Source organism: Alphaproteobacteria bacterium (genome assembly GCA_019635875.1).
GTDB lineage: Bacteria > Pseudomonadota > Alphaproteobacteria > Reyranellales > Reyranellaceae > JAFAZJ01.
The window spans coordinates 22,362-41,450 of record JAHBYP010000015.1 but is presented as its reverse complement, the minus strand read 5'-3'; the positions used below and the strand labels follow the sequence as shown (position 1 = coordinate 41,450).

19 protein-coding genes are annotated in these 19,089 nt (G+C 66.8%); 9 read left to right on the top strand and 10 right to left on the bottom strand.

Annotation, left to right across the window (positions count from 1 at the left end):
- Nucleotides 1–3 precede the first annotated feature (3 nt).
- Nucleotides 4–1,092 carry a malate/lactate/ureidoglycolate dehydrogenase gene (locus KF889_30325; protein ID MBX3503761.1) on the bottom strand — a complete coding sequence of 363 codons (1,089 nt, stop codon included), beginning with the start codon at nucleotides 1,090–1,092 and terminating at the stop codon, nucleotides 4–6.
- A 77-nt stretch (nucleotides 1,093–1,169) separates the two neighbouring features.
- On the opposite strand from KF889_30325, the gene KF889_30320 reads away from it, so the two are divergent.
- Nucleotides 1,170–2,177 carry a fatty acid desaturase gene (locus KF889_30320; protein MBX3503760.1) on the top strand — a complete coding sequence of 336 codons (1,008 nt, stop codon included), beginning with the start codon at nucleotides 1,170–1,172 and terminating at the stop codon, nucleotides 2,175–2,177.
- Nucleotides 2,178–2,315: 138 nt separating this feature from the next.
- On the opposite strand, the gene KF889_30315 is transcribed toward KF889_30320, so the two are convergent.
- The 7 genes from KF889_30315 to KF889_30285 all read right to left on the bottom strand — a co-directional run bounded on the left by KF889_30315 (nucleotide 2,316) and on the right by KF889_30285 (nucleotide 10,087).
- Nucleotides 2,316–3,089 carry an SDR family oxidoreductase gene (locus tag KF889_30315; GenBank protein ID MBX3503759.1) on the bottom strand — a complete coding sequence of 258 codons (774 nt, stop codon included), beginning with the start codon at nucleotides 3,087–3,089 and terminating at the stop codon, nucleotides 2,316–2,318.
- Nucleotides 3,090–3,165: 76 nt separating this feature from the next.
- Nucleotides 3,166–4,266 carry a sn-glycerol-3-phosphate ABC transporter ATP-binding protein UgpC gene (gene ugpC, locus KF889_30310; protein MBX3503758.1) on the bottom strand — a complete coding sequence of 367 codons (1,101 nt, stop codon included), beginning with the start codon at nucleotides 4,264–4,266 and terminating at the stop codon, nucleotides 3,166–3,168.
- A 6-nt stretch (nucleotides 4,267–4,272) separates the two neighbouring features.
- Nucleotides 4,273–5,187, bottom strand: a complete 915-nt coding sequence (locus KF889_30305) for a carbohydrate ABC transporter permease (GenBank protein ID MBX3503757.1) — start codon at nucleotides 5,185–5,187, stop codon at nucleotides 4,273–4,275.
- Nucleotides 5,187–6,116, bottom strand: a complete 930-nt coding sequence (locus tag KF889_30300; GenBank protein ID MBX3503756.1) for a sugar ABC transporter permease — start codon at nucleotides 6,114–6,116, stop codon at nucleotides 5,187–5,189. Before KF889_30300 ends, KF889_30305 begins: the two co-directional genes overlap by 1 nt.
- Before the next feature lie 69 nt (nucleotides 6,117–6,185).
- Nucleotides 6,186–7,526, bottom strand: coding sequence for an extracellular solute-binding protein (locus KF889_30295; protein ID MBX3503755.1), 1,341 nt, complete (start codon nucleotides 7,524–7,526; stop codon nucleotides 6,186–6,188).
- 319 nt (nucleotides 7,527–7,845) lie between these two features.
- Nucleotides 7,846–8,553 carry an RraA family protein gene (locus tag KF889_30290; protein MBX3503754.1) on the bottom strand — a complete coding sequence of 236 codons (708 nt, stop codon included), beginning with the start codon at nucleotides 8,551–8,553 and terminating at the stop codon, nucleotides 7,846–7,848.
- Nucleotides 8,554–8,617: 64 nt separating this feature from the next.
- Nucleotides 8,618–10,087 (bottom strand): amidohydrolase family protein, encoded by a 1,470-nt coding sequence (locus KF889_30285; GenBank protein MBX3503753.1) that lies wholly within the window; start codon nucleotides 10,085–10,087, stop codon nucleotides 8,618–8,620.
- Between the two features lie 100 nt (nucleotides 10,088–10,187).
- On the opposite strand from KF889_30285, the gene KF889_30280 reads away from it, so the two are divergent.
- From KF889_30280 to KF889_30255, 6 genes are all read left to right on the top strand, one after another.
- On the top strand, nucleotides 10,188–11,141 hold the full coding sequence (locus tag KF889_30280) for a dihydrodipicolinate synthase family protein (protein ID MBX3503752.1): 954 nt from the start codon (nucleotides 10,188–10,190) through the stop codon (nucleotides 11,139–11,141).
- Between the two features lie 4 nt (nucleotides 11,142–11,145).
- On the top strand, nucleotides 11,146–12,612 hold the full coding sequence (gene hydA, locus KF889_30275) for a dihydropyrimidinase (protein MBX3503751.1): 1,467 nt from the start codon (nucleotides 11,146–11,148) through the stop codon (nucleotides 12,610–12,612).
- Between the two features lie 531 nt (nucleotides 12,613–13,143).
- Nucleotides 13,144–13,392, top strand: coding sequence for a type II toxin-antitoxin system ParD family antitoxin (locus KF889_30270; GenBank protein MBX3503750.1), 249 nt, complete (start codon nucleotides 13,144–13,146; stop codon nucleotides 13,390–13,392).
- 3 nt (nucleotides 13,393–13,395) lie between these two features.
- Nucleotides 13,396–13,722 (top strand): type II toxin-antitoxin system RelE/ParE family toxin, encoded by a 327-nt coding sequence (locus tag KF889_30265; GenBank protein ID MBX3503749.1) that lies wholly within the window; start codon nucleotides 13,396–13,398, stop codon nucleotides 13,720–13,722.
- A gap of 14 nt (nucleotides 13,723–13,736) precedes the next feature.
- Nucleotides 13,737–14,690, top strand: coding sequence for an N-carbamoyl-D-amino-acid hydrolase (locus tag KF889_30260; GenBank protein ID MBX3503748.1), 954 nt, complete (start codon nucleotides 13,737–13,739; stop codon nucleotides 14,688–14,690).
- Between the two features lie 28 nt (nucleotides 14,691–14,718).
- Nucleotides 14,719–15,339: a flavin reductase family protein gene (locus KF889_30255; GenBank protein MBX3503747.1), complete on the top strand. Its 621-nt coding sequence runs from the start codon at nucleotides 14,719–14,721 to the stop codon at nucleotides 15,337–15,339.
- A 93-nt stretch (nucleotides 15,340–15,432) separates the two neighbouring features.
- Here the strand turns inward: KF889_30255 and KF889_30250 are convergent, their stop codons facing one another.
- Together KF889_30250 and KF889_30245 are read right to left on the bottom strand one after the other, a co-directional pair.
- Nucleotides 15,433–16,641, bottom strand: a complete 1,209-nt coding sequence (locus KF889_30250) for a hypothetical protein (GenBank protein ID MBX3503746.1) — start codon at nucleotides 16,639–16,641, stop codon at nucleotides 15,433–15,435.
- A 2-nt stretch (nucleotides 16,642–16,643) separates the two neighbouring features.
- Nucleotides 16,644–17,309 carry an aspartate/glutamate racemase family protein gene (locus KF889_30245; protein ID MBX3503745.1) on the bottom strand — a complete coding sequence of 222 codons (666 nt, stop codon included), beginning with the start codon at nucleotides 17,307–17,309 and terminating at the stop codon, nucleotides 16,644–16,646.
- Between the two features lie 131 nt (nucleotides 17,310–17,440).
- Between KF889_30245 and KF889_30240 the strand changes: the two genes are divergently transcribed.
- Together KF889_30240 and KF889_30235 are read left to right on the top strand one after the other, a co-directional pair.
- Entirely contained in the window at nucleotides 17,441–18,283 is an 843-nt protein-coding gene (locus KF889_30240) for a transporter substrate-binding domain-containing protein (protein ID MBX3503744.1), read from the top strand.
- Nucleotides 18,284–18,296: 13 nt separating this feature from the next.
- Nucleotides 18,297–19,037 carry an amino acid ABC transporter ATP-binding protein gene (locus KF889_30235; protein ID MBX3503743.1) on the top strand — a complete coding sequence of 247 codons (741 nt, stop codon included), beginning with the start codon at nucleotides 18,297–18,299 and terminating at the stop codon, nucleotides 19,035–19,037.
- Nucleotides 19,038–19,089 lie beyond the last annotated feature (52 nt).

Below are 19,089 nucleotides of genomic sequence, written 5' to 3'. Positions count from 1 at the left end.
TCCCTACGGCATAGTAGCGCGCTGGATACGGCGTTCGTCGAGGCCCACGGAGCGGGCGCAGACCACAAGGCTGGCCCAGGTGTCGTCAGGCAGCGGGATGCCTTCGGCGGTGCGCCTGGCCCGGTAGCGCGCCTCGGGCTCGCCGGGGACCAGCACCTCTTCGCCGGCGCTCACCGGCTTGGAGCCTTTCACGAAGTCGGTGTAGCGGTCGACCTCGGGGCCGAAGAAGCCGGTAGGGTCGATTACCCTGGGATCGACGTAGAACGAGAACATGCCGTTGGCGAAGGGCCGGTCGAACCGGGTGGCACCGTTGCCGGAGAGCGCCCCGCCCAGCAGCTCGCACATGAAGGCCAGTCCCGAGCCCTTGTGCTCGCCGAAGGCGCGGATCGCGCCCTTGCTCTTGCGGTGATCGCGCGGGCCCTCGGGCGTGTACGCGCCGTACAGAATGTGCGGATCGCCGCTGGCCTTGCCGTCCTGGTCGATCAGCGCGTCGTCGGGCACCTTCTTGCCGCCCTGGCTGGCGACCAGAACCTTGCCCTCGGCGACGATCGAGGTGGCGAAGTCGAGCACCAGCGGCTCGCGGCCGGGGCGGGGGATGCCGACGCAGTAGGGCGCCGTCGAGAAGCGCCGGTCGACGCCGCCATAGGGCGCCACCAGCACCGAGCCGGCGGCGTTGACGAAGTGCACCGAGACCAGGCCCTCGGCCGCGGCCATCTCGGCCCAGTCGCCGGTGCGGCCGGTATGGCCGGCGTTGCGCAGGGCCACGGCGGACAGCCCGTTGCGCCGGCACTTGTCGATGCCGATGCGCACCGCCTGCGGGCCCACCGTCTGGCCGAAGCCGAACTTGCCGTCGACCACCGCCAGCACCGGCGTGTCGATCAGCACCTCGACCTCGACATCGGCCCGGGTGAGCTTGTCGGCGAGGTTCCTGACGTAGCGCGGCACGCGGATGACGCCGTGGCTGTCGTGGCCGGTGAGGTTGGATTCGACCAGGTAGTGGCCGATGCGCTGGGCCTCGGCCGCCGAGCACCCCGCGGACGCGAAGATGTCGCGGACAAATTCCTTGAGATTCAATGCTTTGATCGTGACCATGGACCAGGCTCGTCACACTGTGTAGGGGATGGTGAATGGACGTTGAACGGCGTTCAGCCTATATGGAAGTCCCCTTGATGAGGACTGACCGGATGGTCGCCGAGACAGCGCCCAACGCGGCGTTCACGCAGACTGAGACGCCGCTGCCGCACCCGGAGCGGGCGAAGCAGATTCTCGCCGCGCACCCTGGGGTGCGCGCGCTGTTCGAGCGCGACCCATGGTCGGCGCTGTGGACGGTGCTGCTGGTGGCGCTGCAGGTCGCCATCGCCATCGGGCTTGCCGTGCTCGACGCGCCGTGGTGGGCGATCGTCATCGCAGCCTACGCCGTCGGCGCCTTCGTCAATCACGCGCTCTTCGTGCTGATCCACGACTACACGCACAACGCCGTGTTCAGGACCGCCAACGCCAACCGGCTGGGCTCGATCTTCGCCAACATCGCCATCGTCTTCCCGGCGGCGATCGGCTTCCGCAACTACCACCTGCTGCACCACAAGTATCTCGGCATCCCCGGGCTGGACGCCGACGTGCCGACGCCGACCGAGGCGCGCTGGGTGGGCAACAGCTGGTGGCGCAAGACCTTCTGGCTTTCCATGTTCTGGGCGGTGCAGGGCATCCTGCGGCCGACCACGGTGAAGGCGATCCGCACCGTCGACGGCTGGGTGGTGTTCAACGCTGTCGCCATGGCCGCGGCGATGGCGCCGATCGTCTGGTTCTTCGGCTGGTGGCCGGTTGCCTACCTGTTCATCTCCACCCTGTTCTCGCTGGGCGTGCACCCGGTGGGCGCGCGCTGGATCCAGGAGCACTACGTGTTCAAGGAGGGGCAGGAGACCTATTCCTATTACGGCCCGCTCAACAAGCTGTCGTTCAACATGGGTTACCACAACGAGCACCACGACTTCCCCCAGGTGCCGTGGTCGCGCCTGCCTGATGTGCGCGCCGCGGCGCCGGAGTTCTACGACCACCTCTATCACCACCGGTCGTGGACCAGGCTGCTGTTCCACGTCCTCTTCAGCCGCAGGTTCCGCCTGCACAACCGCATCGTGCGGCCGATGCCCGAGGGCATGAAGGACGTAGTCGCGGCGTGAGGTTCTCCCTCTCCCCGCTTGCGGGGAGAGGGTCGGGGTGAGGGGCAGTTTCTGGTTGCGCACGACGACGGTGCGACACCTGGTGCAGCCCCTCACCCTAACCCTCTCCCCGCAGGCGGGGAGAGGGAACAAAAAACCTTATGCCTTGACGTGCGGCTGGCGCAGGCCGGCGATGTAGCCCCTGTTGTGTGTCGGCGTGATCGTCACCTCGTTGATCACCACGTGCGGCGGCAGGCAGGCGATGTAGCGGATCAGATCGCCGCAATCCTCGGACTGCACCATCTTCGCGCGATCCGCCTTGCTCACCGGCACCGGCCGCTTGTCGAGGATCGGAGTGGCCACCTCACCGGGGCAGACGACGCAGGAGCGGATGCCGTTGACGCACTCCTCCATGTTGATGGTGTGGCTCATCGCCACCACGCCGTGCTTGGCGGCGGAGTAGGCGGCACCGCTCAGCACGCTGGGCTGGCGGCCGGCCATCGAGGAGGTGTGGATCAGCACGCCGTCGCCGCGCTTGCGCATCATCGGCAGCACGGCGCTGACGCAGTAGAACGCGCTCGACAGGTTGCCGTCGATCACCTGCTCGGCGCCGGCCGGCGTCAGCTGCTTCCAGCTGCGCTCCAGGATGTTGAGCCCGGCGTTGTTGACCAGGATGTCGCAGCGGCCGAACCGCTTCTCGATGCCGGCGGCGATGCGCGTCACCACGCTCGCCTTCATCAGGTCGCCGGCCTGCACCACGGTCTTGCCGCCGGCCCGCTTGATGGTCGCGGCCGTCGCCTCCAGCGGCTCCTTGCGCCTTCCGGTCAGCACCACCGTGGCACCTTCACCGGCCAGCGCGATGGCGGCGGCCTGACCGATGCCGCTGCCCGCACCGGTGACCCATGCGACCTTGCCGTTCAACGCGCCCATGATGCTTCTCCCTTCGACCGGATTGCCGCAAACGCAAAGCGGCGCCGCTGGGGCGCCGCCTGGGAATCGCCGACGACGCTCAGAGAACCTGCTCGGTCTTGTCGTCGATCAGATGCATGTTGGCCATGTCGGCGCACAGCTTCATGGACTCGCCCTCGCGCGCACCGGAATTGGGATTGACCCGGCCGCAGACGTCGACGCCGTTGACCGCGAAATAGACCAGCGTCTCCATGCCCATCGGCTCGGTGACGTCGAGCCTGACGTCGAAGGTCTGCATGTCGGCCTCGAGATGCGGGCGCGTCTCGGTGAGGTGCTCCGGCCGCAGGCCGAACAGCAGGCCGGGCTTGCCGACATGGGCGCGGTAGCGCGCCGCGCGCGAGGCCGGCACCGCCAGGCTGATCGTGTCCGACAGCCTGACCTTCAGCGCATCGCCCGAGCCCTCGAGCTGGCAGGACAGCATGTTCATCGCCGGCGAGCCGATGAAGCCCGCGACGAACTTGGTCTTGGGCGAGTGGTAGAGCTCGTTGGGCGGCCCGACCTGCTCGATGTTGCCGCCGTTCATCACCACCACGCGGTCGGCCAAGGTCATCGCCTCGATCTGGTCGTGGGTGACGTAGACCGTGGTAGTGCGCACCTTCTGGTGCACCTTCTTGATCTCGGTGCGCATCTGCACGCGCAGCTTGGCGTCGAGATTGCTGAGCGGTTCGTCGAACAGGAATACCTTGGGGTCGCGCACGATGGCCCGGCCCATGGCGACGCGCTGGCGCTGGCCGCCGGAGAGCTGCTTGGGCTTGCGGTCGAGCAGCTCGGTGATGTCGAGGATCTGCGCCGCCTGGCGCACCCGCTGGTCGATGATGTCCTTGGGCGTGCGCTTGAGCTTCAGCCCGAACGACATGTTCTCGTAGACGTTCATGTGCGGGTAGAGCGCGTAGTTCTGGAACACCATGGCGATGTCCCGGTCCTTCGGCGGCACGTCGTTGATCACGTCGCCGCCGATGGCGATGTCGCCGCCGGTGATCTCCTCGAGGCCGGCGATCATGCGCAGGGTCGTGCTCTTGCCGCAGCCCGAGGGACCGACGAGGACGACGAACTCCTTGTCCATGATGTCGAGGTCGATGCCGCGGACGGCCAGGACCTCGTCGTACTTCTTGATGACCTTGCGCAACGTTACCTGAGCCATGGCCGACTAACCCTTCGTGGCGCCGGCCGTCAGGCCCGCAATGTAATAGTCCATCAGGAAGGCGTAGATGATCAGCGGCGGCGCGGCGCCGAGCAGGGCGCCGGCCATGATCTGCCCCCAGTTGAAGACGTCGCCCTTGATCAGGGTGCTGATGATGCCGACCGGCAGCACCAGATCGCTGTTCGACGTGGTGAAGGCCAGCGGATAGAGAAACTGCGCCCACGACACGGTGAAGGCGAAGATGGTCGCCGCGATGATGCCGGGCAATGCCACCGGGATGAAGATCTTGGTCAGCGTCTGGAACCATGTGGCGCCGTCGATCAGGGCCGCCTCGTCGAGCTCCTTGGGGATCGAGGCGAAGTAGCCGATCATGATCCAGGTGCAGAACGGCACGGTGAGCGTCGGATAGAGGATGATCATCGTCCACCAGTTGTTGAGCAACTGGATGCCGGTGAGGTCGTAGACCCAGGCGAACATCTTGAACAACGGGATGAACAGCAGGGTCTCGGGGATCAGGTAGGTGAGGAACACCCCGGTAGCGAGCGTCGCCGAGCCCCAGAACTTCATGCGCGCGAGCGCGAAGGCGGCGACGACGCTGATCAGCATGGTGATGGTCACGACGCAGATGGCGATCAGCGCCGAGTTGCGGAAGAAGCCCAGGAACTCGTTGTTGGTGAGCAGCGCTTCGTAGTTCGAGAGGGTCGGCTCGTAGACCCACCACGGATTGATCTCGGCCGACATCTCCGCGCTCGTCTTGATCGAGGTGACGAACATGTAGACCGGGGGCGTGAGGAAGAAGATCGCGAACAGGATCAGGAAGAAGTACGACCAGCGCAGCGCCCAGCGCCGGTCGCGGCTCATGCTGCCGTAGCGGACGCGCGTCGGCGCCCCCGATGTGGCGATCGCGGTGTCGGTGGCCATCAGACCTCACTCCCGCGCTTGTTGATGTCGCGCAAGATCACCGTCGCGGCGATGGCGAGAATCGGAACCATGAACAGCGATACCGCGGCGCCCAGCGGGATGTCGCCGCTTTCGATGCCCAGCCTGAATGCCCAGGTCGCGAACAGATGCGTCGAGTTCAGCGGATCGCCGCGCGTCAGCACGCGCACGATGTCGAAATTGGCGAATGTCAGGATGGTCGAGAACAGCGCCGTGATGGCGATGATGTTTCGCATCATCGGCAGGTTGATGTACCAGATGCGCTGCCACCAGCTGGCGCCATCGATCGCGGCGGCCTCGTGCAATTGCTCGGGCACGGATTTCAGCGCTGCCAGGTACATGATCATGAAGAACGGCGCGCCGATCCAGACGTTGACCAGGATGACGCAGAAGCGCGCCCACGCGGTCTCGCCGAGCCAGGGGATCGGGCCGATGCCCAGCGGTGCCAGCAGCCAGTTGAAGGCGCTGTAGGCGGGATCGAAGAGCCACAGCCAGGACAGGGTGCTCATCGCCGCCGGGATGACCCACGGCACCAGCAGCATGCCGCGCCATTTGCGCTGCTTCCTGCCCGGGACGTTGTTGACCAGATGGGCGACGATGAAGCCGATGAGGGCCTTGAAGATCACGGCCGAGATGGCGAACAGGCAGGACTGCCAGACCACCATCCAGAAGGTCTCGCGGCCGAACAGGAAGTCGAAGTTCCCGAAGCCGACGAACTTGGTCATGCCCTTGTTGAGCATGGCGAGATAGATCGCGTAGGCTGCCGGATACGCCACCAGGATGAGGATCAGCAGAATCAGTGGCAGGGTCATCAGGAAGGCGATGGTCGACTTGCGCTGCATGAGCCGATGCAGACTGCTGCGCTTGTCGGTGCCCGCGGTATCGGCGGCCCTCAGGGCGGTATCGGCCATCGGGTGCTCCTGGCGTATCGGTGAGTGCGGCAGAACCGGGGCGCCGGGGCGCCCCGGTTCTCCAGCAGGTCAGCTGCGCATGAAGCCCTCGAGCTCGCCTTCGGCCCAGCTGAGTACCCTGTCCATCGCTTCGCCCTTGATGGCGTAGCGCACCACCATCTGCGTCTGCAGGCCGTGCCGGTAGATCTGCACGGCGATCTTGTGCGGGGCCGGCGCCGCGGCGATCGACAGGATCTGGTGGTCGTAGGGATTCGGGTAGTGATAGAGCGTGCCCTTCGGCGGACCCTCTTCCGCCCACACCTTCATTGTCGTCAGGTTGGCGAAAGCGGGGATGTCGTAGCCGGCACTGGCCGTGACCATTGTCTCGATCGCCGACGACTGCGACAGCGCCGTCAGCAGGCTCTTTGCCGCCGACTGGTTCTTGCCGAAGTTCCAGACGCCCCAGAACGGCGTGGTGAATGGCCCATAGCGGCCGGCCGGTCCGGCCGCCATGCCGTGGTGCCAGGTCTGCTCGGCGATCTTCGGCTGGTCGCGGCGTGCCACCGCCCAGGCGCTGGGCGGGTTCATGATCAGCGCCGTCTTGCCGGCGACGAAGGCGCGGTTGTTGGTGGCGTCGTCGTAGGACGGCGCATCCGGCGGCAGGAAGGCGGCGAGCTGCTTCCAGTACTCCAGCGCCTGCTTGACCTTGTCGGACTTGACCGTGATGTCGCCCTTGGCGTTGACCACTTCGGCGCCGAAGCTCTGGAAGATCGCGCCGCAGGTGTCGACCGAGTCGGCCGTGGTGCCCAACCCGATGGCGAAGGGAACGCCGGCCTTGTGGCAGGCGCCCGCCGCCTTGAGGAAGGCATCCAGGGTCCAGGCATCCGCCTTGGGCGGCCCGCCCGCGGGATACATCGCCTGGATGTCGATGCCGGCATGCTGCTTCAGCAGGTCGATGCGCGAGCAGGGGCCCTTGAACTGGGCGCCGGGCGTCGCCGGCACGGCGCGCCACTTGCCGTCGATATTGCCGAGATAGGTCGTGATAGCGCTGGCCTTGCCGTTTGCCTTGACCAGCGGTCCCATGATGTCATCGACCGGCACGAGCTGGTCGGCGTAGCGCGCCGGATCCCAGCTGCCGAGCGCCAGAATGTCGTGGCCTGACTTGGCCTGCGATTCTGCGGCGGCCGTCAAAATGAGCTTGTTGCCCTGTGAGGTGATGAAATCGATCGAGAGATCGACCTTCTCCTTCTCCGCCCAGGCCCTGGCGGTGGCCTCGGCGCCCTTGTTGGCGCCCGGGACCCAATGGTCCCAGAAGCCGATCGACAGCTTGCCGGCGGCGAAAGCGCCGCGCACGAACGGCGCGGCGATCAGGGCGCTCGAAGCGGCCGCCGTCTTGGCGACGAATCTACGCGTGACTTTACTTGTGGTCATGTGCGTTTCCTCCTCCAGACGGCCGGGCGACACCGGCGTTCTCATGAGCCGTCGCCAGTTGGCGATCGGATGGAAGGCCCTAAAGCGGCGCCTGTTGGTCGGCGCTCGCGTCGCGATGCTAACCCCATCGCCAATCGCCGGTCCACCCATATTCAGGGTCACAGATGTCGATCCCAGTGCGATCGGACGCTACTCCTCCGCCGGCGCGCGAGGGGGCCGACAGCGCTCCAACGAACTTGAGGCGGATGAGAGGATTGAAGCCCCCCATCCGCCTCGCCAGCGCTCGGCGCCGTCTCCCCGCAAGCGGGGAGACGGACGATCAATGAATGTCTGCCGACTGCTTCAGCGCCTTCTCGAGCACGGCGAAGGAGAAGCCCTTCTTCTTCGAGGCGTCGATGATCACCTTCTCCTTGCGCGTCAGCAGGTCGACGGCGCCGGCGATCTTGCCGGCGACCTCGTGCGGGATGATCACCGCGCCGTGCATGTCGGCGTGCATCAGATCGCCGTCGCGCACCGACATGCCGCAGATCGTCACCGGCACGCCGACATCGACGACATGGACATAGGCGTGGCTCGGCATGATGGAACCGGCCAGCATCTGGAACTTGGTGGCGTTCATCGGCACGTCGCGGATGCAGCCATTGGTGACGACGCCCAGCGCGCCCAGGCCGCGATGCACGTGGCTGTTGACCTCGCCCCAGAACGAGCCGTAGCCGGCGCGGATGCCGTCGAGATCCTGCAGCACGATGATCGAGGGCTTCGGCCCGCCCTGGTCGACGTACTTGTACCACTTCAGCCGCATGTCGCGGTCTTCGGCCGGCGAGCGGAACGAGGGCTCGCAGGAGCGGATCGTGCCGGTGCGCGCGTAGCCGACGATCGGCGGCAGGTCGGGATAGACGCATTGCAGCGGCTCGACATTGTAGCCGTGCAGGCGGCGCTGCGGCGCCACGATCTCCAGCGCGTTGCAGATCGTCGGCGTGTCGAACTTCTGCAGGGTCTTCAGGATTCTGGCGTCTAACGCGGGCATTGGCACATTCCTCGGAGTCGATAGGACGCGCGCACTGTGTCGCGCATGCGCGCCGGGTTCAAGCTCAGTGCACCGGCCGCGCTTGCGGCAGGCGATCGCGCTTGCCGTAGACCGGCGGCGCCAGCTGCTCGGCGGTGCGCCCCGCCCAGTCGCGCTGCGGCACCGTGGCGATGCGTCTGGCCTGGCCGGCGACGAGCTTCTCGGTCATCGACTCGACGTCGACGGTCAGCACCCTGCCGTCGCGCACGACCTGGGTGCCGTCGATGTAGACGTGGCGCACGGCGCGGTCGGCGGCAGAGAAGATCAGGCTGCGCACCGGCTCGATCGCCGGCTGCATGTAGGGATGGGTCATGTCGATGAGCGAGAAGTCGGCCTTGCAGCCCGGCAGTAGGCGGCCGAGATCGGGCCGTCGCAGGATCCTCGCGCCGCCGACGGTGGCCGCCTCGAAGGCATGGCGCGTCATGCCCATCTTGTAGTTGCCGCTCACCACGCGGCCGAGGTAGCAGGCCAGCCGTAGCTCATCGAGCATGTTGTGCGGGAAGGTGTCGGTGCCGATGCCCAGCGGGATACCGGCTTCCATGTAGCGGCCCATGCTGTTGAGCGCGATGCCGCGGCGCGCGAAGACCGTCGGGCAATGCGCCACCGCCGCGCCCGACGCCTTGAGCCGCCTGAAGTCGTCGCTGTGCGGCCAGTGCAGCTGCGGGTGATCGTTGAGGAAGATGCAGTGGCCGATGATCAGGTCGGGCGACAGCACGCCGATGTCGTCGAGCCATTCGATCGGCGTCCGGCCGTGGCGCCGCGTCATCTCGTTGAACTCGACCACCGCCTGGCCGGCATGGGTTTGCAACGGGATCTTTCGCCGGCGCGCCTCGGCCAGCGCGTCCCTGAACAGGCCCTCGGTGCAGGTGTCGATCTGCGAGGGGCCCATCATGCCCGACAGCCGGCCGCTGGGATGGGCCATGGCGGCGTCGATGGTCTTGAGCGCGGCGGCGAAGGCTGCTTCGCCCGCCTTGATGTCCCAGGCGTAGTCCACGACGTGGCCGTTCTTCGTGTACCAGTAGCCCGAGCGGAACATCGGGCAGAGCACGGCGCGGATGCCGGTCGAGGCGAGATCGTCGATCCAGCCCTCGCGCGCGATCGACAGGTCGGTGACCGTGGTGACGCCGCTTTTCAGGAGCTCGGAGATCGCCACCCGCGAGGAGGCACCGGCGGCGTCCGCCTCCATGCCGAAGACCGGCAGGAACTCGTAGAGCGAGCTCTGGCCCAGCTTGTCGCTGGCGACCTCCTCGGTGAGGCCCTTGTTGCCGGGCTCCGAGAACGGATGGGTATGCACGTTGATCAGGCCGGGCATGGCCATCAGGCCGCGGCCTTCGACGGTGGTGTCGGTCGCACCGGCATAGCCCGGGCCGACATGCACGATCTCGTTGCCGCGGAAGACGAAGTCGGCGCGCTGGAGATAGACATGCCGGCCCTCGGACTCGTCCCAGGCGACGACGACATCGAGGTCGCGGATGAGGGTGATGCTGTCGCTCATGGCTGCTCCCAGGAATCGGCGGTCGGCGCGATGATATACGCGTAGGCGGCCCGCGCCACGGGTGGCATGATCGGCCGCGACTGTCCGCCTGGAGTATCCGATGTCCGCGCGCCTCGACGAAACCGCCAAGGGCGTCTTCATCATCGCCGCCACGCCGTTCACCGATGCGGGCGCGGTCGACTACGACAGCGTCGATTCGCTGACCGACTTCTATATCGGCTGCGGCGTGCACGGCTTCACCCTGCTGGGCATGATGGGCGAGGCGCACAAGCTGACGCCCGACGAGTCGCTTTCCGTGGTCAAGCGCGTGATCACGCGCGCCGGCGGGCGCAAGGTGATCGTCGGCGTCAGCCACGCCGCGATCGATCCGCTGCGCCGCCTGTCGCACGAGGTGATGGCGGCCGGCGCCGCCGGCGTGATGGTGGCGCCGACGCCGGGGCTGAAGGGCGATGATGCGCTCTACGGCTACTACAGGCAGGTGTTCGAGGCGCTCGGCCCCGACGTTCCCGTGGTCTACCAGGACTACCCGCAGGCCACCGGCGTGTTCCTGCCGGTGCCGCTGTTCAACCGCATGGTGGCGGAGTTCCCGCAGCTGGTGATGCTCAAGCACGAGGATGCGCCGGCGCTGAACAAGATCACCCGCATCCGCGAGGCAGAGTCCAAGGGACAGCGGCGTGTGTCGATCCTGGTCGGCAATGGCGGCATCTACTATCCGCAGGAGCTGCGCCGCGGCGTCGATGGCGCGATGACCGGCTTCGCCTGGCCCGAGATGCTGGTGCAGGTGCATGCGCTGTTCGCCGCCGGGAAGGCGGAGGAGGGCGAGGACCTGTTCGACATCTACCTGCCGCTCGTGCGCCACGAGGTGCAGCCGGGCATCGGCTTGGCGCTGCGCAAGGAAGTCCTGCGCCGCCGCGGTGCAATCAAGAGCGCGAAGCAACGTGCGCCGGGCTCGTCGCTGACCGCCGCCGACGTGGTCGAGCTGGACAACCTGATCGCACGCCTCGAACGCCGTCTCGCCGCGGCCGGCAAGGCGCGACCGCTGGCGGCGGAGTAGGCAGATGCCCACTCACGACCTGATCATCCGCAACGCCCGCATCGTCACCGTCGAGGCGGTTACCGAGGGCGACATCGCCGTGAAGGACGGCGTGATCGCCGCCATCGGCAAGGTCAGCGGCGACGCCGCGCGCGAGATCGACGCCGGCGGCAAGTTCGTGCTGCCCGGCGGCGTCGACAGCCATGTGCACGTCGCGCAGAAATCGGGCATGGGCATCATGTGCGCCGACGATTTCTACACCGGCACGCGCTCCGCCGTGTTCGGCGGTACGACGACGATCATTCCCTTCGCCGCGCAGCATCGCGGCATGTCGCTGCGCAAGGTGGTGCAGGACTATCACGAGGAGGCCACGCCCAAGGCGCTGATCGATTACGCATTTCACCTGATCATCTCCGATCCCTCGCCGCAGGTGATGGGCCAGGAGCTGCCGGCACTGATCAAGGACGGCTACACCTCGTTCAAGATCTACATGACCTACGACGCGCTGAAGGTCAGCGACTACCAGCTGCTCGACATCCTCGCCCTGGCGCGCAGGGAAGGCGCGCTGGTGATGGTGCACGCCGAGAACCACGACATGATCCAGTGGCTGGCGCATCACCTGGTCGAGCAGGGCCACGTCGCGCCCAGGTACCACGCCATCGCCCATGCCCGAATCGCTGAGGCCGAGGCGACCAACCGCGCGATCTCGCTCGCCCGCCTGGTCGACGCGCCGATGCTGATCGTGCACATGTCGGAGATCGAGGCGATCGAGACGGTGCGCCAGGCGCGCGCCAGGGGCCTGAAGATCTTCGCCGAGACCTGCCCGCAATACATCGCGCTCACCGCCGACGATCTCGACAAGCCCGACGTCCAGGGCGCGATGTGGTGCTGCAGCCCGCCGCCGCGCGATCAGGCGGCCCAGGAGGCGGTGTGGGCGGCGCTGAAAGACGGCACCTTCGACGTCTTCTCCTCCGACCACGCGCCCTATCAGTTCAACGAGGGCGGCAAGATCCCCAAGGGGCTGAAGACCACGTTCAAGGAGATGGCCAACGGGGTGCCCGGCCTCGAGCTGCGCCTGCCGCTGCTGTTCTCCGAGGGCGTGCAGAAGGGCCGCATCGACCTGCACCAGTTCGTGGCGCTGTCGTCGACCAATCACGCCAAGCTCTACGGCCTCTACCCGCGCAAGGGCACGATCGTCGTCGGCTCCGACGCCGACCTCGCGATCTGGGACGCCCAGAAGGACGTCACTGTGCGCTGGACCGACCTGCACGACAATGTCGGCTACTCACCCTACGAAGGCCGCCGCATCACCGGCTGGCCGACCACCGTGATCAGCCGTGGCCGCGTCGTGGTCGAGAACGGCACGCTCAACGCCGAGAAGGGCAGCGGCCAGTTCCTCAAATGCGTCACCCCCGACGCCTCGCGCCCGCTCGGCCGTGCGGCGCCTGAGATGACGAAGATGGCGAGCTTCGGTGCGCGACCGTTGTTTTAGGAGCATTGATGTGCGCGGATTCCCCCGCCTGATCTCGGTAGGTCCGATTCTCCTACTGCTGGCGGGAGACGCGCTAGCAGAGTCTTGGGTCAATTCGGTCTTTTTTGCGTCTGGATCATACGAGCTGACGCATGAATCGAAGCGCACCGTTTCAGCTGCCTTCAAGCGTTGGTGCCCGAAGACCTGCACGTTTCGGGATCTAGTGATCATCGGTCACACCGACTGCGCTGAGGAAAAGGTGACAACGGGGCTCGGCGAGCGTCGCGCACTGGCGGTGTATGGATATCTCAGGGAGTTGAGTGTTCCACTTTCCGCGGTTGTGATCCGAGACCAGCGGGACCGATTGCCGATGATCCAACTCAGTGAATGCGTCGGCGAGCCACAGCATCGTCGGGTGGAGTGGTTTGTGCGGCAGTAAATAGGTGCATCGAATGAGCCGCCGTTTGAGCGTCGCTACCGCCGTTGTCATTGCCCTTCCCGAGCCAGACTGATAACAATCATTGCCAAAGTATGCTCCGGCTGAGGTTCACCATGAACATCTCGTTGACCGCCAAGCTTGAGGGCTTCGTCAAGGCCAAGGTCAAATCTGGCGATTACAACAATGCGAGCGAAGTGATTCGCGAGGCCCTGCGTGCGATGCAGGAACGCGACTCCGAAAAGCGGGACCTGAAGCGGTTGCGCAACGCCCTGCGCGAGGGCGAGGAGAGTGGCGTCGCGACCGGGTGGACGCTCGATGACATCAACAGGGAAATTGATCGACGGGCGCGCAAGCGGGCATAGTCCGTGGGCGAGATCGAGTATACGCAGGCGGCCGTCGAGGACATCATCGAGGCCGGTGTTGAATCGCTGCTGCGATGGGGGCCGGATCAGAAGAGCCGCTATATCGCGAGTCTCAGGGTGCGGCTCGACCGCTTGGCGTCGTTCCCGTTCAGTGCGCCGGCGCGCCCGGACCTCGGCCCTGGTTATCGCAGCACACCCAGCGGCTCCCACATCATCTACTACATCATCGTCCCCGCCGGCATCCGCGTGATCCGGTTTCTGCCTGGCGTTCGCGACCCGGCGCGACATCTGCTATCTGATCCGTTCGAGTACAGGCTCGCCGAGCAGTAACGAGGAACTCCCGCATGTCCCGCCACCTGAAAGTCGCCGCTGCCCAGCTCGGGCCGATCCATCTCGCCGACAGCAAGGCGTCGGCGGTGAAGCGCATGTTGGCGATGTTGCGTGAGGCGGCTGACTCGGGCTGCAGGTTCGTGGTGTTTCCCGAGCTGGCGCTGACGACGTTCTTTCCGCGTTGGTGGATGACGGATCAAGCCGAGATCGACCGGTTCTTCGAGGCGCAGATGCCCAGCCCGGAGACCTTGCCGCTGTTCGAGCTGGCGCGGGAGAAGAAGGTCGGCTTCTACCTTGGCTATGCCGAGCTGACCGAGGAGGAGGGCAAGACCAGGCGGTTCAACACGTCGATCCTGGTCGGTGCCGACGGCAGGATCGTCGGCAAGTACCGCAAGGTGCATCTGCCGGGCCATTCCGACCACCTGCCCAAGGCGCCGTTCCAGCATCTGGAGAAGCGCTATTTCGACGTCGGCAATCTCGGCTTCAACGTCTGGCGCATGTTCGACGAGGACGTCGTCATGGGCCAGTGCATCTGCAACGACCGGCGCTGGCCGGAGACCTTCCGCGTCATGGGTCTGCAGGGCGTCGAGATGGTGGCACTGGGCTACAACACGCCCACAGACAACATCTATTTCCACGAGCCGCCCTATCGTCGCGTGTTCCATCACCTGCTGTCGGTGCAGGCCAATGCCTACCAGAACGGTACCTGGATCGTGGCCACCGCCAAGGCGGGCAAGGAGGACGGCTTCGGCATGTACGGCGCCTCGGTGATCGTGGCGCCGACCGGCGAGATCGCCGCGCAGGCGATGAGCGAGGACGACGAGCTGATCATGTTCGACGCCGACTTGTCCCTTGGCGAGTCAATTAGGCAGAACGTCTTCAACTTCGCCAGGCACCGCCGGCCCGAGCACTATAAGCTCATCACCGAACGCGTCGGCGCCGAGCCGCCGCCCCCAACACGCAGATAGCCCACGCAAGCAAGCAAAGCAGGGGACGATGCAATACGCCGCTTCCGAGCTCAGCGCCCACGAGCGCTACAAGCTGCTGATCTCCTTCGTGCTGCCGCGGCCGATTGCCTGGGTGACCACCATCGGTTCCTCAGGCGTAGTCAACGCCGCGCCGTTCAGCTTCTTCAACGTCTTCGCCGAGGACCCGCCGCTGTGCATGTTCGCGATCAACAAGCGGCCGGACGGGCGGATCAAGGACACCTGGAGCAACATCCAGCGCACCGGCGAGTTCGTGGTGAACCTCACCGACGAGCCGCTGGCGCAGGCGATGCACGAATCGAGCGGCGACTTTCCGCCTGATATCGGCGAGCCCGATTACCTCAAGCTAGGCCTGTCGCCCTCGACCGCGATCAAGCCGCCGCGTCTCGCCGCGGCGCCGTGGTCGCTGGAGTGCAGGATCTGGCAGGTGATCACCGTCAAGGACGACCGCCAGCTGATCATCGGCGAGGGCGTGCATTTCCACGTGCGCGACGAGCTGTGGGATCCCAAGGCGATGCGCGTGCTGATGGACAAGTACCACCCGGTGGGCCGCATGTTCGCCGATCGCTACTGCAGGACCGACGATCGCCTGCTGTTCCCGGCCGCCGAGGGGCCGCGCCGCGACGGCTGAGGCGATCTGCCTGCGGGCCTGTCATCCCGAGCGCAGCGAGGGATCCAGAATGACCTGGATCCCTTGCGCTCGGGATGACAGGCTTGCTGCGCTTCAAGCCGCCAGCAACGAGCGCGTCGCCTGGAAGATCGATCTGTAGGCGATGTCCATCAGCGCCGGCGACGTGACGAGGTCGGGCACGTCGTCGGGCGTGCGCATCAGCGGGAAGGTGCCGTCGAAGGACAGCAGCGGCACGTCCTTGCCGAGGAACTCGCGCCAGATCGCGCCCTCGTCGGTGAAGCGCTCGGTGCCGGCGAAGTTGCCGGCCTTCAATGCGGCGCCCATGCCCGTGTTCGGGCCGGCGGGCTTTGTCGACATCGCCACGCGCGTGGGCGCCAGGGACAGGTTGCGCTCGCCCGGCTTCTTCACGCCGGCACCGGCCGCCGCGCCGATATGCACCACGCCGTAGGGCTCGACCTGGTAGCCCCACTTGATCAGGTTCTTCAGCCCGTTGAACTCCAGCTCGTTGCCCGTGGTGGCGATGAAGATCACCGGCATGTCGCGTGCGAAATGCGCGGCGAGCTCCAGCGCGATGGCGATGCCGGTGCCGCGCTCGCCGGCGGCGGCGAACCAGCCGCCGATCGGCGTGGTGATCACCAGGGGCCGCAGGCCGCCGGCGCCCAGCTCGCCGATCACGGTCTCGTCGCGATCCGACACGCGGCGCGCGCGGAACTCCACGGACACGCCGCCCGCCTTCAGGAGCTCCAGGTGCTCGCCCGAGATCATCACGGTGGGGATGCCGCTGCCCTTGCGCCCGGGATCGGCGTCGACGCCGATCAGCATGCCCCTGGGCGGCTCGCTGCCGAACCTGCCGAAGGTCGGCAGCAGAACGATCGGCGACTTGGCGTTGGGCGGTGAGCTGATCGAGCCGGCGATCTCCTTGCGGTCGACGTTGTTCTCCAGGGTCACGGGCCGGATGATCGGCGTCGTCGAGCTGACCTGGTTGAAGGCCTCGTAGAACAGCGGCAGCGCCTCGAGCAGGCGGCCCCTGGCCTTGACCTCGACGAAGAACTCGTAGCGCTCGAACAGGTACGGGATGCGCCTGGTTGGCGCGCCCAGCCGCTTGAGCTCGGTGTCGATGAAGGTGACGGTGTTGCGGCCCTGGGGCGTGGCGCTGCGGTGGTGCGGCAGCCTGCTGTAGGCCTCCACCAGCTTGTACAGCCGCTCACCCACCTGGCCGCGCGGCTGCGCCCAGGTGCGCGATGTGCCGCCCGCGGCGAGCGCCGCGGCTCCAGCCAGCGCCGAGCGTCGCGACAGGCGCACGGTCAGCCCGCCCAGCCGAGCCGCGCCTGGCCGATGGCCATGGCGACGGCGGCCTGCGTCGGCTCGACCACCGGCACGCCGACCTCGCGTTGCAGGCGGTCGCGATAGCGCGCCATGCCGGCGCAGCCCATCACCAGCACGTCGGCGCCATCGCGCCGGCGCAGCTCCGTGCCGACCTCCGCCATCCGGCTGAACGTGCGGTCCTCGTTGCTGAGCTCGACCACGCCCAGGCCGATGGCGCGGTCGCCGGCGAAGCGGTCCTGCACGCCCATCTGCCTGATGTAGCGCAGATGGCGGGGAATCGAGCGGTCGAGGATGGCGATGACGCCGAAGCGCTGGCCGAGCGTCATGGCGGTAAGGACGCCGCATTCGGCGATGCCCAGCACCGGCTTGGCCGTGGCCTCGCGCGCGGCATGCAGGCCGGGATCGCTGAAGCAGGCGATGACGAAGGCGGCGCAGTCATTGTCGCGCGCCGACACGGTGCGGCCGATCGGCTGCACCACGCTCTCGACGTCGGCCTGGCTCTGGATGCCCGGCGGGCCTTCTTTCAGCGTCATGCACTCGATCGTCGGCCCACCGGCCATGCGCAACGGCGCCATCGCGTCGTCGATGCCGCGGGTCACGGCCTCGGTGGAGTTGGGGTTGATGACCAGGATTCGCTCGGGCATCGGCGCCTCACTTTGTCGGCGAGGATTGTCCAAGCTTGGCACCTGAATTGCAATCTCCGGCTCATTGTCGGCTTGCGCCGCTGCGGCGGGCGCTGCAACGTTTGCCAGGTGTGTTCGACGGGGGAATTGTCATGCTGAACCGAATTGCCGCAGCCGCGGCCGCCGCGCTGATCCTCGCGGCTCCCGCCTTCGCCCAGGACAAGCTGCCGCCGCTGCGTACCGGCGTCGACGGCACCTTCGCGCCGCACGCCATGCCCAAGCTGGGCGGCGGCACGGAGGGCTTCCAGATCGACCTCTTCACCGAGGTGGCCAGGCGCATGAAGCGCGAGATCACCATCGATTCCGTAAGCTTCTCGACCTTGATCCCGGGCATGCAGGCCGGCCGCTACGACTTCATCGCCGCGCCGACTACGGTCACGAAGGAGCGCGCCGAGAACATGCTGTTCACCGCCGGCTATCTGTGGACCGCCTTCCAGTTCGGCATCAAGAAAGGCTCGGCGCCGATCAAGGGCTGGGCGGATCTCAAGGGCAAGGCGGTGTCGGTCAACAAAGGCACGCCCTACGAGAGGCTCAGCAAGGAGATGGGCGAGAAGCACGGCTTCACCGTGCAGGTCTACGACACCCAGCCCGACGCCACGCAGGCCGTGATCTCGGGCCGTGCCTACGCCACCCTGGGCGGCAACACCACCATCGTCTACGCCGCCAGCAAGAACCCGCAATTCGTCGCCGACCTCGAGCTCAAGGAGACGCGCGCGCACTGGGCGGCGCCGGTGCCCAAGACCAACCCGAAGCTGCGCATGGAGCTGCAGGACGCGATCGACTGCATGAAGAAGGACGGCACGATCGTGAAGCTGTCGACCAAGTGGTTCGGCCGCGAGCCGCCGGCCGACGGGCTGGAGCGGGTGATCACGCCGGGCTACGGCGTGCCGGGCATGCCGGGCTACGATCCGACGCCGCACGAGCTGAAGTGCTGATGACCGGACGTTGATGGCCAAGGCGATCGTCGAGGCACGCGGCCTGCACAAGCATTTCGGCGCCCTTCATGTGCTGAAGGGCGTCGACCTGACGGTGGCCGAGCGCGAGCTTGTGTTCGTGATCGGCCCGTCGGGCTCCGGCAAGTCGACGCTGCTGCGCTGCCTGAACCGGCTGGAGGAGCCCAGCTCGGGCAGCGTCGTGGTGGACGGCATCGACCTGCTCGATCCCAGGACTGACATCAACCATGCGCGCCAGCGCATCGGCATGGTGTTCCAGTCGTTCAACCTCTATCCGCACATGACGGCCCTGGGCAACGTCACCCTGGCCTTGCGCAAGGTTGCCGGCAAGTCGCGCGCCGAGGCCGATGCCATCGGTCGGGGGGCACTGGAGCGGGTGGGGCTGGCCGATCGCGCCGGCCACACGCCGGGCCAGCTCTCCGGCGGCCAGCAGCAGCGCGTGGCGATCGCGCGCGCCATCGCGCTGGAGCCGCGCGTCATGCTGTTCGACGAGCCGACCAGCGCGCTCGATCCGGAACTCGTCGGCTCGGTGCTGGGCGTGATGCGCGACCTGCGCGACGACGGCATGACCATGGTGGTGGTGAGCCACGAGATGGGCTTCGCGCGCGCCGCGGCCGATCGCGTGCTGTTCATGGACCACGGCGTTGTGGTGGAGCAGGGGTCGCCCGCGACGATCTTCGAGAACCCCAGCCACGAACGCACGCGCGCCTTCATCAGCCAGATCCAGCGGCATTGACGATGTGCGGCGGGACTTCATCTGTCTCCTGCCTTCCCCCTCCGGGGGAAGG

Bases quoted from the DNA above. Each gene is read 5' to 3' on its own strand.
- KF889_30325 (MBX3503761.1), bottom strand. From the start codon at position 1,092: ATGGTCACGATCAAAGCATTGAATCTCAAGGAATTTGTCCGCGACATC.
- KF889_30320 (MBX3503760.1), top strand. From the start codon at position 1,170: ATGAGGACTGACCGGATGGTCGCCGAGACAGCGCCCAACGCGGCGTTC.
- ugpC (MBX3503758.1), bottom strand. From the start codon at position 4,266: ATGGCTCAGGTAACGTTGCGCAAGGTCATCAAGAAGTACGACGAGGTC.
- KF889_30305 (MBX3503757.1), bottom strand. From the start codon at position 5,187: ATGGCCACCGACACCGCGATCGCCACATCGGGGGCGCCGACGCGCGTC.
- KF889_30300 (MBX3503756.1), bottom strand. From the start codon at position 6,116: ATGGCCGATACCGCCCTGAGGGCCGCCGATACCGCGGGCACCGACAAG.
- KF889_30295 (MBX3503755.1), bottom strand. From the start codon at position 7,526: ATGACCACAAGTAAAGTCACGCGTAGATTCGTCGCCAAGACGGCGGCC.
- KF889_30290 (MBX3503754.1), bottom strand. From the start codon at position 8,553: ATGCCCGCGTTAGACGCCAGAATCCTGAAGACCCTGCAGAAGTTCGAC.
- KF889_30285 (MBX3503753.1), bottom strand. From the start codon at position 10,087: ATGAGCGACAGCATCACCCTCATCCGCGACCTCGATGTCGTCGTCGCC.
- KF889_30280 (MBX3503752.1), top strand. From the start codon at position 10,188: ATGTCCGCGCGCCTCGACGAAACCGCCAAGGGCGTCTTCATCATCGCC.
- hydA (MBX3503751.1), top strand. From the start codon at position 11,146: ATGCCCACTCACGACCTGATCATCCGCAACGCCCGCATCGTCACCGTC.
- KF889_30270 (MBX3503750.1), top strand. From the start codon at position 13,144: ATGAACATCTCGTTGACCGCCAAGCTTGAGGGCTTCGTCAAGGCCAAG.
- KF889_30260 (MBX3503748.1), top strand. From the start codon at position 13,737: ATGTCCCGCCACCTGAAAGTCGCCGCTGCCCAGCTCGGGCCGATCCAT.
- KF889_30255 (MBX3503747.1), top strand. From the start codon at position 14,719: ATGCAATACGCCGCTTCCGAGCTCAGCGCCCACGAGCGCTACAAGCTG.
- KF889_30245 (MBX3503745.1), bottom strand. From the start codon at position 17,309: ATGCCCGAGCGAATCCTGGTCATCAACCCCAACTCCACCGAGGCCGTG.
- KF889_30240 (MBX3503744.1), top strand. From the start codon at position 17,441: ATGCTGAACCGAATTGCCGCAGCCGCGGCCGCCGCGCTGATCCTCGCG.
- KF889_30235 (MBX3503743.1), top strand. From the start codon at position 18,297: ATGGCCAAGGCGATCGTCGAGGCACGCGGCCTGCACAAGCATTTCGGC.